This is a genomic window from Propioniciclava sp. (assembly GCF_029977985.1).
Taxonomy (GTDB): Bacteria; Actinomycetota; Actinomycetes; order Propionibacteriales; family Propionibacteriaceae; genus Propioniciclava.
Genome location: NZ_JARKOT010000199.1, coordinates 1 through 10760, shown reverse-complemented (window position 1 = coordinate 10760; position 10760 = coordinate 1). Strand labels below are relative to the sequence as shown.

The 10760-nt window shown below is 70.2% G+C and carries 12 protein-coding genes; 6 read left to right on the top strand and 6 right to left on the bottom strand.

Annotated features, from left to right (window positions below; all coding sequences use genetic code 11):
* A partial coding sequence (locus Q1K57_RS11765) for an amidohydrolase family protein (RefSeq protein ID WP_300082802.1) occupies nt 1–298 on the top strand: 298 nt, incomplete at its 5' end.
* A gap of 133 nt (nt 299–431) precedes the next feature.
* Here the strand turns inward: Q1K57_RS11765 and Q1K57_RS11760 are convergent.
* Nucleotides 432–1178 carry a Sir2 family NAD-dependent protein deacetylase gene (locus Q1K57_RS11760; RefSeq protein ID WP_300082800.1) on the bottom strand — a complete coding sequence of 249 codons (747 nt, stop codon included), beginning with the start codon at nt 1176–1178 and terminating at the stop codon, nt 432–434.
* Nucleotides 1179–1196: 18 nt separating this feature from the next.
* Nucleotides 1197–2237, bottom strand: coding sequence for a hypothetical protein (locus Q1K57_RS11755; RefSeq protein WP_300082798.1), 1041 nt, complete (start codon nt 2235–2237; stop codon nt 1197–1199).
* A 53-nt stretch (nt 2238–2290) separates the two neighbouring features.
* Here Q1K57_RS11755 and Q1K57_RS11750 point away from each other — a divergent pair, with 53 nt between their 5' ends.
* Both Q1K57_RS11750 and Q1K57_RS11745 read left to right on the top strand, forming a co-directional pair.
* Nucleotides 2291–2686 (top strand): hypothetical protein, encoded by a 396-nt coding sequence (locus Q1K57_RS11750; RefSeq protein ID WP_300082796.1) that lies wholly within the window; start codon nt 2291–2293, stop codon nt 2684–2686.
* Between the two features lie 221 nt (nt 2687–2907).
* Nucleotides 2908–3528: a hypothetical protein gene (locus Q1K57_RS11745; protein WP_300082794.1), complete on the top strand. Its 621-nt coding sequence runs from the start codon at nt 2908–2910 to the stop codon at nt 3526–3528.
* Nucleotides 3529–3532: 4 nt separating this feature from the next.
* Here the strand turns inward: Q1K57_RS11745 and Q1K57_RS11740 are convergent, their stop codons facing one another.
* Nucleotides 3533–4192 carry a response regulator transcription factor gene (locus tag Q1K57_RS11740; RefSeq protein ID WP_300082792.1) on the bottom strand — a complete coding sequence of 220 codons (660 nt, stop codon included), beginning with the start codon at nt 4190–4192 and terminating at the stop codon, nt 3533–3535.
* Nucleotides 4189–5430 carry a sensor histidine kinase gene (locus tag Q1K57_RS11735; RefSeq protein ID WP_300082790.1) on the bottom strand — a complete coding sequence of 414 codons (1242 nt, stop codon included), beginning with the start codon at nt 5428–5430 and terminating at the stop codon, nt 4189–4191. Before Q1K57_RS11735 ends, Q1K57_RS11740 begins: the two co-directional genes overlap by 4 nt.
* Nucleotides 5431–5642: 212 nt before the next feature.
* Here Q1K57_RS11735 and Q1K57_RS11730 point away from each other — a divergent pair, with 212 nt between their 5' ends.
* From Q1K57_RS11730 to Q1K57_RS11720, 3 genes are read left to right on the top strand one after another with little or no spacing between them, the layout of a single operon-like run.
* Nucleotides 5643–6680 (top strand): LCP family protein, encoded by a 1038-nt coding sequence (locus tag Q1K57_RS11730; protein WP_300082787.1) that lies wholly within the window; start codon nt 5643–5645, stop codon nt 6678–6680.
* Complete coding sequence (locus tag Q1K57_RS11725; RefSeq protein ID WP_300082784.1) at nt 6680–7192, top strand: hypothetical protein; 513 nt, start codon at nt 6680–6682, stop codon at nt 7190–7192. Before Q1K57_RS11730 ends, Q1K57_RS11725 begins: the two co-directional genes overlap by 1 nt.
* A gap of 41 nt (nt 7193–7233) precedes the next feature.
* Nucleotides 7234–8229 (top strand): LacI family DNA-binding transcriptional regulator, encoded by a 996-nt coding sequence (locus Q1K57_RS11720; protein ID WP_300082780.1) that lies wholly within the window; start codon nt 7234–7236, stop codon nt 8227–8229.
* Between the two features lie 111 nt (nt 8230–8340).
* On the opposite strand, the gene Q1K57_RS11715 is transcribed toward Q1K57_RS11720, so the two are convergent.
* Together Q1K57_RS11715 and Q1K57_RS11710 are read right to left on the bottom strand one after the other, a co-directional pair.
* Entirely contained in the window at nt 8341–10338 is a 1998-nt protein-coding gene (locus tag Q1K57_RS11715) for a sucrose-specific PTS transporter subunit IIBC (protein ID WP_300082777.1), read from the bottom strand.
* Nucleotides 10339–10530: 192 nt separating this feature from the next.
* Nucleotides 10531–10760, bottom strand: a 230-nt coding sequence (locus Q1K57_RS11710; RefSeq protein WP_300082774.1) for a GH32 C-terminal domain-containing protein, incomplete at its 5' end; no start/stop codon positions are given.

Sequence of the window (10760 nt, the reverse complement as noted above, 5' to 3'; positions counted from 1 at the left end):
CGACGGCGACTATGTGCTGGGCGAGCTCGCGGTCGAGGTGCGCAACGGTCAGGCGCACATCGCCGGCACCGACACGATCGCCGGCAGCACCCTGGTGCTGGCGGACGCCGTCCGCAACACCATCGGCTGGGGTGTCGACTGGGTGGACGCCGTCCGTGCAGCCACCCTCAACCCAGCCCTCTACCTGGGGTTGCCCGGCGTCGGAGAACTCGCACCGGGGTCGCGAGCGGACGCCGTCGCGCTGGCGTCCGACTGGACGGTCGCGGCGGTGCTGAAGGACGGCGTCCTGCTGGGCTGAGGGGTGCACTCACCGCGCCCGGGTGCACGTACCTCGTTCCGGCACACTTCCCTACCGTTGCAACGCGCGGGAAGTGGTGCGGCACGAGGGAAGTGGCGCAGCGCGAGGGAAGTGGCCTGCCACGCGGGGAGCCTCAGCCCACGAGCCGCGGCAGGACGTCTTCGATGGGGTCGGCGACGACCGCGTCGGCCCAAGCATCGTAGGGTGTCGGCTCGGCGTTGACGATGACGAGCCGGGCGCCGGAGTTCACCGCGTACGGGACGAGGCCGGCCACCGGGTGGACGGTGAGGGAGGTGCCGATCGCCAGCACGAGATCGCAGGCGCCGGCGAGGGCGACGGCGGCGTCCAGCACGGAGGGGTCGAGCAGTTCTCCGAACAGGATCACCGTCGCCCGGGTGATGCCGCCGCAGCGGGGGCAGCGCGGATCATCGTCGCCCGCTTCGACGCGAACCAGCATGTCGGCCATGGGACCGGTGCGGTGACAGTCCTCGCAGCGCCAGGTGCGGGCGTTGCCGTGGATTTCGTGGACGAGCGCGGGGTTCGAGCCGGCGGCGAGGTGCAGGCCGTCGGTGTTCTGGGTGACGATGCCTGCGAGGCGTCCCTGACGCTCCAGTTCGACGAGCGCCAGATGGCCAGGGTTGGGCCGAGCGCCGCGCGCGGGGGATTCGGCGCGGACCCGCCACGCCTTCCGCCGAACCGCCTCGTCGTGGAGGTAGTAGTCCAGGGTGGAGACCCGTTCGGCGTCCGGGTCGAGGGTCCAGCGCCCTTGGGGACCTCGGAAGTCGGGGATCCCCGACGCCGTCGACAGACCGGCGCCCGTCAACGCCAGGATGCGTTGGGCGGCACCGACGAGTTCCCTGGCCCGCGCCTCATCGTTCATGCAGCCCATCCTTCCGGTTCAGAAGACGGTGCGCGCCGCCCGCTCGGCGCGTCGCAACTCGCGGATGACCATGCCTGCCCACCACGGGATCACCAAGGCGGAAGCACCCAGCGCCCAGCCGAGCCACGAGATGACCTGGGAGAGGGTCCCCAGAGGCTCGGCGTAGGCGAGCACCTGCCGCGAGTAGACGCCGTCGATCGCCGGAGTCGGCACGCCGGAGATCTGCCGCAGAACGATCCCCACCATCAGGAGGGTCCCGCACAGCGAGGCGGCGACGGCCGCTGCGGCGAGCAGGCCCACGAACGCGGCGACATGGCGGCGGGTGGCGACGTCCACGTCGTGGAGCGCCGAGGCGAGTGGACCCCGGGAGCGGGTGAGCTGCGCGGCTACGGCGGTCAGCAGTGCGGCGCACACGCCCATGCCGACCAGGGTGGGCAACCCCCACGACCATCCCGGCCACGGAACGGTGATGCCGTAGTCGGTGTAGACGACGTCGATCACCTGGTCGCCGAGCGTCCGCCAGTCCATGACGGAGGGAACCGGCAGAGCCATGTGCTCGCCCGTGTCGGGGTCCACGACGCCGGTGAGACCCGTGGCCAGCAGCGTCCCGGCGAGCACGCTGGTCGCGAACCCCAGCGCGAGCTTCAGCCACGGGGGCAGGGCGGAGACCAGTTGGATGCGCCGGCCGACCGAGCTTGGTGCATGGTCGGCAGGGCGCAGCGGCCACACCGACAAGACGCCCAGCGCGCAGCCGAACCCCACCCAAGGCGCCAACGCCAGGACCGGCAGGTTGAGGGGGAACGATCCGCCCAGTGCGGAGGCCACCACGGTGAGCGCGAGAGCCAGACCGAACGCGACCCACGCGGCGAGAAGGCCTTGGGTCAGGCTGTGCATGCGGGGGCGCTCGGCGTCGGGGTCGGCGGCGTCTTGGACGAGGTCGGCCAGAGGAGGCTTGGCCGGCGCGACGAAGGGCCACGTGGACGCCGCGACCGCCAGCGCGAGGATCGCGACCGGGATCGCAGCGAGCGCCAGGAGAACCCCGGCGGTGAACACCTCCATGGGCGGATGCTAGACGGACCGGTGCGGCCGCGTCACCGGCTAGCGTGGAGGCCATGAGTGAGCAGCGCCGCGCGGACGCCCGCCGGATGGCCGAACTGGCCGCAGCAGCCCGCGCAGGCGAGGCGCAGGCAGCGCAGGTGATCATCGACGCCTTCGTCGCGGACGCCGCCGCCCGCGGCCTCGCGCCGGTGCCGCTCCTGGCGACCCAGGTGGACGGGCGCCGCGTCCGGAGCGACCAGACCGGCTGGTACGTGAACCGGGCCCAGACCCTCGGGATCGCAACGGACGGGTCGTGGTACGTGCTGGTGGTGCCCAACTCGCTGCTGGGCCGGGTGAGGGGGGTCAAGCTTGCGGCGTCCCCACCGGACCTGGTCGTGAACCGCGGCGGACGCGACGGCGAGAGCGGAGATCTGCGCGACTTCCTCGCGCGCGTGCTCGAGGGCGAGTGAGAACGGGGAAGAAAGGCACCGAGAGGCTGCGGCACCCCAACCAGCAGCCTCCCGGGCACAACCAAATCTAAGCCCAAGTCCCACACTCAGCAACGCCGTGAGGGCGGTTGCCCGCAGGTTTCTTTCCTCCGGTTCGTGCCCGTTTGTGTGCTCAGGATGGCCAACAACTCCCGCCGGCCCGCCAACACCTTTGCCAACACCCCCCGGAGAGGCTGGCGCTCATGACCTGCGAAGCGATGACCGAAACCCTCCGCCGGCTCGACGCCGAGTGGAACTGCTTGTCAGAAGCGGCCGGGCTCGTAGGGTCGCTCGCGGCGGTCAGGAACGACCCGGACGCCGCGCTGCTGGCCCTGCTGCGCCGGCACGCGGCCGGTGACGGGCTGGCTGGCCGGGTGGTGCTGCAGGCATTGTTGCCCAAGATGGTGCGCATGGCGAGCAGGGACGCCGCCGCCGACCTCTCCGACTACCTCGCGGCGCTCTGGGAGAGGATCTGCACCTACCCAGTCGCGCAGCGTCCGCGCCGGGTGGCGGCCAACCTGGCGTTGGACACCCTTAAGCTGGTCAAGGCCCGCACGCGCGGGGTCGACTCCTTCGGCTGGGCGGCGCCCCAGGGGCCGGAGGGCTGGGACGCCGAGGATCTCCTCGAGGCGGGGGAGCGGCTCGGCTACATCGACGCGACCACCCGCCGGACGCTTCGCGTCGTGTACGTGGACGGCAGGTCGAGCCGGGCGGCGGCGTCCGAGCTGGGCACGAGCAGCGACAGCGTGCGGTGGCGGTGCAGCAAGGGTGTGCGGGCGTTGCGTGCCCATGCGCTCGACCTGGCCGAGGAGTTGGCCGGGTGAGTGCTCAGCGGCCGGCGAGGCCGTTCTCGTACGCGAAGAGCACGAGGCCGACGCGGTCGCGCGCCTGGAGTTTTGTCAGCAGTCTCCCGATGTGGGTCTTCACCGTCCCCTCGGCCATGTACAAGGTGGCGGCGATCTCGGCATTGGTGGCGCCGGTGGCGACCTGGTCGAGCACTTCGCGCTCACGGTCGGTGAGGAGGGCGAGGCGCGGATCCTGGGCGCGGGGGCTGCTGGTCAGGGTGGGGGCAACGTGGTCGAGCAGGCGGCGGGTGGTCGAGGGCGCCACCACCGCGTCGCCCGCAGCCACGGTCCGGATGGCGGTGAGCAGGTCGGCCGGCCGGGCGTCCTTGAGAAGGAAGCCACTCGCGCCCGCCTTGAGGGCGGCGAACGCGTACTCGTCGAGGTCGAACGTGGTGAGCACCAGCACCCGGGTGGGCAGGCCTGCGGCGGTGATGCGGCGGGTGGCCTCCACGCCGTCGAGCACGGGCATGCGCACATCCATGAGCACGACGTCGGCGGGGTGGGCGGTCAGGGCGGCAACCGCCTCGGCGCCGTCGGACGCCTCGCCGACCACGCGGAGATCTTCGGAGGAATCGATGAGCATGCGGAAGCCGCTGCGGACGAGCGCCTGGTCGTCGGCGAGGAACACACGGATCGGGGTCACTGCGGGTTACTCCTTCGTTGCGTGGCGGGGACGCCGGACTCGCGCACCGGCAGAACGGCGATCACGCGGAAGCCCGGGTGGTCGCCCCGTGGTCCCGCGCGCAGCGTCCCGCCCATCGACGTGACGCGCTCGTACATGCCGCGCAGCCCGTTGCCACCGCCGTCGGTGGGGTCCTCGACGCCCTGACCGTCGTCGACGACCTCGACCGTGATGCTCTGCGAACCGTAGTTGAGGTTCACGGTGGCGTGGGCGTCGAGGCCGGCGTGCTTGAGGAAGTTGGTGAGCGCCTCCTGGATCACGCGGTAGACGGTGAGGGCCAGGGCGGGCGGCACGGCCTGCGGCTCGCCGTGGACGCCAAGGGTGGCGCGATCGGACGTGCGCGCGACGAGTTCGGGAATGTCGCGCAGCGTGGGCGTGGGCGCGTAGGTCGGCGGCTCCTCGACCGAGTCGGGGGCGGCTCGCAGAACGCCGACGATCCGGCGCATCTCATGGAGGGCCTCGCGCCCGGTCTCGGCGATGGTGTCGAGCGCCTCGGCGGCCACCTCGGGCTGCCGGACGGCGGCCGCCTTGCCGCCCTCGGCCTGCACGATCATCACCGACAGCGAGTGGGCGACGATGTCGTGCAGCTCGCGCGCGATCATCGTCCGGGTGGACGCCTCGGCCAGCCGGGACTGCTGCTCACGCTCGGCGAGCAGCAACTGGTAGCGCTCCTCGGCGATCCGGATCTCGTTCTGGCGCGCCTTGGCGACCTCGCGGCTGCGGCGTCCGATCGCATACGGCGTGAGGACCGCGCCCATGCAGGCCCCCCAGTAGAGAATGTCGGTGCTCGGGTTGCCCGACGAGTTCATCCCGAACCAGCGCAGCGGGCCCAGAATGGAGGCGAAGGCGCCGACCACCACCACCGAACGCGACGCGTAACCGGGCACCCACCGGGCGACGGTGTACGCCACCACGGGGATCGCGAACAGCGATGGCGTCGGCGCCGGGAAGGCCACGAGCTGCAGCGTGCACCCGATCGCGACGAGGACCAGCATCACGAGGGGGGCGTGGCGGCGCAGTGCGACAGGCAGCACCGTCACCAGCGACAGGCCCACGAGGAAGAACCAGGGTGCACCGGTGCCGGCGTACTGCACGTAGGGCACGATGGACACGAGGGCCAGGCTCACGGCGAGGATCCCGTCCACCACCCAGTCGCGCTGGGTGGCGCCGGGAGGGAACCAGACCTCGCGCGCTCTCATCGACACCAAGCCTACGAGCGACAGGCAACGCGGGGTCACCCGGGGACAGGACGGCGCACGCTGCGCTGGTTCCCTAGACTGGGCGCGTGAAGAGACTGGGACTGGCCATGGTGGGTGCGCTCGTCGCCTACGCCATGTGGGTGGTCCGCGCTGACAAGCTGCGCCGCGACGCCGCCGTCTGGGCGGCCGCCACCGACGACGTGTGACGGGCCGTGGCGACCACCCCGTCGCCGGCGCAGGCGCCGGACAAGAAACCCGCGAGTGTGGGACGCCGCGTCGTCGGCTGGTTCTTCACGATCGTCGGGATCGCCGTGTCGTTGGCGTTGATCGTCGGCGGGTTCTATGTCTGGCGGGTGTGGTCCACGGCCAGCAACATCGAGCGTAGCGACGGTCTGCTGCCCACCACCACGGAGGAGCGTCCCGCCGAGGATGCCGCCGCTCCCGGTTCGTTCAACTACGTCCTGATGGGCAGCGACAGCCGGGGCTCCGGCGACCAGGGCCGCTCCGACGTGCTCATGCTCGCCCACGTGCCGCCCACCCACGACCGGGTCTACATCATCTCGTTCACCCGCGACATGTGGGTCGAGATCCCCGGTCACGGCATGAACAAGATCAACGCCGCCTACGCGTACGGCGGCGAGGCGCTCGCGACGCAGACGCTGGAGTCGCTGGTCGGCGTCCGCATGGACCACGCGGTGAAGATCGATTTCGAGGGTTTCATGGGGCTCACCCAGGCGCTCGGCGGGGTGACGGTCTACAACCGGGTCGCCTCGGTGGGCCACGCCGACGACGGCACGCGCTACGCCTGGCCGCAGGGCGAGATCACGCTGTCGGGGCAGGAGGCGCTCTTCTACGTGCGCCAACGGTACGAACTGCCGGGTGGAGATCTCGACCGTGCCGAGCGGCAGCGGGCGATGGTGAAAGCGATCCTCAAGGGCATGATGTCGCGCGACTTGCTGGCCAACCCGGCCAGGTTCAACGAGGTCATGGGTGAGCTCAGCCGCTACTTCACCGTCGACTCGGGTCTCACCAACGACGTGCTGTTCTCGACGGCCACTCAGATGCGCCTCAAGAGCACCGCCGACATCGCGATGCTGCAGGCGCCCATCAGCGGTTTCGGCACGTCGCAGGCCGGGGCGGCCATCAACATCGTGAACGAGCAACAGCTGGCAGAGATGGCCCACGCCATCCAGACGGGCACGATGGTCGACTACTACGACAAGTACAAGGACCAGCCCTTCGTCCCGTGATGACACACTCCACCTCGCGGGCGCGCCTGCCGCGCCGCACGATCCGGGTTTCGCCGTGGCTGGCCGCCGCGGTGGCCTTCAGCGCGTTCGCGGGGACCGTCATCGGCGTCGCCACCGCACACGCCCAGAGCCCCATCGCCTCGTGGATCGGGTGGGGGGCCATCGCCGTCCTCGTGCTCGCCTTCTTCGCGATGCTGGGGCTCACGGTGGTGGAGATCGACGCCCACGGCGTCCGGCCCCTCATCGGTCCAGGCGTGCGGTGGAGCAACGTGGCCGCCGTCCGCCTGGACGCCGCACCGCAGTGGGGAAGCCACACGCGCGCCGTGTACCTCGACGTGATGAGCCGTGGTGGCGTGCGGCGGCACATGCTCGCGGGCTTCGTTCAGATCGGCCGTTCGCGTTTGCTGGACCTCGATGATCTCCACCGGGTCTTGATGGCCTACTACTGCTTGGGGGCGCCGAGCCTGGCAGTACCCGAGGCCGAGGATGCCTCTCCGGCCGAGCGAGGGTGACCGTTCCGACTAGAGTTGTTGGCTACGGAGAGGAGCACGTCATGGAAGCCGGTCGCGAACCCCGGCTCGGCGACGTCGCTGAGCGCGCAGGGGTGTCCGTCGCGACGGTGTCGCGTGTGCTCAACAACCGTGGCTACCTGAGTGCGGCGACGCGCGAGCGTGTGTCGAAGGCGATCGAAGAGCTCGACTACCGGCCCAATCAGGTGGCGCGCTCGCTGTTGAGCCAGCGCACGGGCACGGTGGGTGTCATCGTGCCGACCGTGGCGCTGCCGTTCTACGGCGAGGTTGCGGTCGGCGTCGAGAACGAGCTGGCCGAGCGGGGGATGCGGCTGTTGCTGTGCAACAGCTTCGGTCGCGCCGACCGGGAGCGGGAGCACCTCGATCTCCTGGTCCGCAACCGCGTGGACGGCATCATCTCGGGCGCCCACAACGACCCACTGCCCGAGTACCAGAACATCCGGCAGGCCGCCGTCACGATCGATCGCGAGCTCGCCCCGCACGTCCCGAACGTGCGCGCCGACAATGAGGCCGGCGGCCGCATGGCCACCGAGCACCTGCTCGAGCGGGGGGCGCGGCGTCCGGTGCTCGTCACGTCGCGCTCGCACTCGCGCAACCTGCGTGAGCGCGGCTACCGAGCGGTGCTCGCCGAGGCGGGAATCGAGCCGCTGGTCATCACCGCCGACTTCCACACCCCGGAGCCGCAGCGCACCCGGTTGGTCCACGACGCTTTGTCGGCCTCCGTCGGCATCGACGCGGTGTTCGCCACCGACGACCTGCAGGCGGCCGCGGTGCTGGAGTGGGCCGTGCAGCGCGGGATGCGCGTGCCGGAGGACTTGAAGGTCGTCGGCTTCGACGGAACGATCGCGATGCGGCGCGCCCTGCCAGGTCTCACCACCGTTCAGCAGCCCATCGCAGACTTGTGCGCCAAGGCGGTCGAGATCCTCGTGGCCCGCATCGAGGCCAACTCCAGCGATTGCCACGAGGAGGTGCCGGCCATCGAGTTGCCGGTCACCCTCATCTGTGGGCGCACCACCTGAACCGCGTGGGTCTGTGACCGGGCAGGACAGCGCTGCGGCGAACAGGCACAGGGAACGGGGCGGGCACCGCATCGGTGCCCGCCCCGTCTCATGTGGAGCCCTTGCCCACGGTCAGACCGTGGCCTCCTTGGGGGCGGCAGCCAGCAGGGCATCGCCCAGGTTGCCGTCGCCCATGGCGCCCGTCACCTCGACGCCGGCGAGCTTCTTGGCGTTGCTCACGACGACGGGGGTGGTGAGGTCGTAACCCTCGGCCGCCACAGCGGCCCAGTCGACCTCGGCGAGGACGTCGCCGCGGCGGACCTTCTGGCCCTTCACGACCTTCGGCGTGAAGTGCTTGCCCTTCAGCTGGACGGTGTCCATGCCGATGTGGATGAGGATGTCGACTCCGGACGCCGAACGCAGCGCGTAGGCGTGGGCGGTCGGGAAGGCCACGATGACCTCACCGTCGACCGGGGAGACGACCGGACCCGCGGAGGGGATCACGGCGGCGCCCGGGCCGAGGGTGCCACCGGCGAAGGTGGCGTCCTTGACCTCGTTGAGCGGGATGACGCGGCCCTGGACGGGGACGGTCACCGTGTAGTCGTGCGCAGCTTCGGCGGGGATCTCCACGACCGGGAGGGCGGCGGGCGCCGACTTCTCCGGGTGCGCGGCGATGGCGGCGGCCTCGGCCTCCTTCTCGGCCTCGTCGAGGTCCTCGCCCACGGCCGCACCGGCCAGGGACGCCTTGCCGCGGGTCGAGGCGTAGAACAGGGCGCCACCGAACGCGAGGGCGAAGGTGATGGCCTGGCACACGAGGAACATCGGGATGTCCGCCGGACGGATCGAGACGAAGCCGATGAGGCCGGCAGCGCCGAGCGCGATGGCGCGGACGTTGAACAGGGCGATCAGCGCGCCACCGATGGCGGCGGAGCAGATGCCGATGAAGAACGGCCAGCGGAGGCGCAGGTTCACACCGAAGATGGCCGGCTCGGTGATGCCGAACAGGGCGGACGCCGCGGAGGCGCCGGAGATGCCCTTGAGCTTGGCGTCCTTGGCCCTCAGGAAGACGGCGAGGGTGGCGGCACCCTGGGCGACGTTGGCCATCGACGCGATCGCGAAGATGAACGAACCACCCTGAGCGATGAGCGGCAGCTCGACGGCCGGGAAGGACTGGTGGAGACCGGTGACGACGATCGGCGAGTACAGCAGGCCGAAGATCAGGCCACCGAGCGGGCCGGCGGTCGTGTAGATCCACTGGAGGCCGAAGGTGATCCAGTCGGCGAGCTGACGGGTCAGCGGGCCCACGACGATGAACGCGAGGAAGCCGGTGATCAGCATCGTGAACAGCGGCGTCAGGAGGAAGTCGGCCACGCCCTTGAGCATCTTGTGGAAGCGCTTCTCGATGAAGCAGAGCATCCAGGAGACGAAGAGGACGGGGATGACCTGCGCCTGGTAGCCGACCTGCTGGACCTGGAGGCCGAACAGGTTCCACGTCGGGATGGCCTCGCCGGCCTCGACCATGGCGGCGTAGCTGTACGCGTTGACGAGGCTCGGGGATACCATCGCGGCACCCATCGCGGCACCGAGGTAGACGTTGCCACCGAAACGCTTGGTGGCCGAGAAGCCGATGAGGACCGGCAGGAACGCGAACGCGGCGGCCGAGATCATGTTGATGAGCGCGGCGTAGTCGGTCATGACCGGGTACATCTCGATGACCGACTGCGGCCCGAAGAGGCCCTGCGCGGTCAGGACGTTGTTGATGGCCATCATCAGACCACCGGCGATGAGGGCCGGCAGGATCGGGACGAAGATGTCCGCGATGGTCTTGATGAGGCGGATGACGGGGTTGTCCTTCTCGGCCGCGACCTGCTTGGCCTCGTCCTTGGACACCTCGCGGACACCGCCCTTGGAGATCATGTTGTCGTAGACGACATCCACGTCACCGGGGCCGATGATGATCTGGTACATGCCGCCGGCAAGGAACGTGCCCTTGACGTCGGGGTCGTTGTCGAGCGCCGCCTGGTCGACCTTCTCTTGGTCGTTCAGCACGAGACGCAGACGCGTCGCACAGTGTGCTGCGGCGGAGATGTTCTCCGGGCCGCCGACGGCGGCCAGGACCCGGGTTGCCACTGCTGGATGATCCATGCGGACCGGTCTCCTTTGTACGGGGTGTGTCCTCGGCGTTGAGCTGTGCTTCGTGCCACACCAGTGTGTTAAACGTTGAACATACTAAGAGCGCAACCGGCTCTCTGGGAAGTGTCCAAGGCAACTAGCGAGCTGGTTGCCGTTTCCAACGGGTGCGCGGGACTTCTTGGGGAAATCTCAGTCGAACCGGTGCGCCCGCGCGGATCGGACACCGAGCGCGCCTTCACCCCCCAGCCGGACGCCGCCGGCGTGGTCGGCGAGGAAGCTGCGCAGGCTGAACGCCAGCGCCCCATCCCCCAAGAACAGCTCGACCGTCGAGTGGTCGACGAACACTTCGAGGGAAGCGGCCGCCCCGGCCGGCAGCGTCACGGTGAGCCGGTCGCCGTGCGGGTAGCGGGTCGGGGCCC

Bases quoted from the DNA above. Each gene is read 5' to 3' on its own strand.
- Q1K57_RS11720 (WP_300082780.1), top strand. From the start codon at position 7,234: ATGGAAGCCGGTCGCGAACCCCGGCTCGGCGACGTCGCTGAGCGCGCA.
- Q1K57_RS11725 (WP_300082784.1), top strand. From the start codon at position 6,680: ATGACACACTCCACCTCGCGGGCGCGCCTGCCGCGCCGCACGATCCGG.
- Q1K57_RS11755 (WP_300082798.1), bottom strand. From the start codon at position 2,237: ATGGAGGTGTTCACCGCCGGGGTTCTCCTGGCGCTCGCTGCGATCCCG.
- Q1K57_RS11735 (WP_300082790.1), bottom strand. From the start codon at position 5,430: ATGAGAGCGCGCGAGGTCTGGTTCCCTCCCGGCGCCACCCAGCGCGAC.
- Q1K57_RS11750 (WP_300082796.1), top strand. From the start codon at position 2,291: ATGAGTGAGCAGCGCCGCGCGGACGCCCGCCGGATGGCCGAACTGGCC.
- Q1K57_RS11760 (WP_300082800.1), bottom strand. From the start codon at position 1,178: ATGAACGATGAGGCGCGGGCCAGGGAACTCGTCGGTGCCGCCCAACGC.
- Q1K57_RS11745 (WP_300082794.1), top strand. From the start codon at position 2,908: ATGACCTGCGAAGCGATGACCGAAACCCTCCGCCGGCTCGACGCCGAG.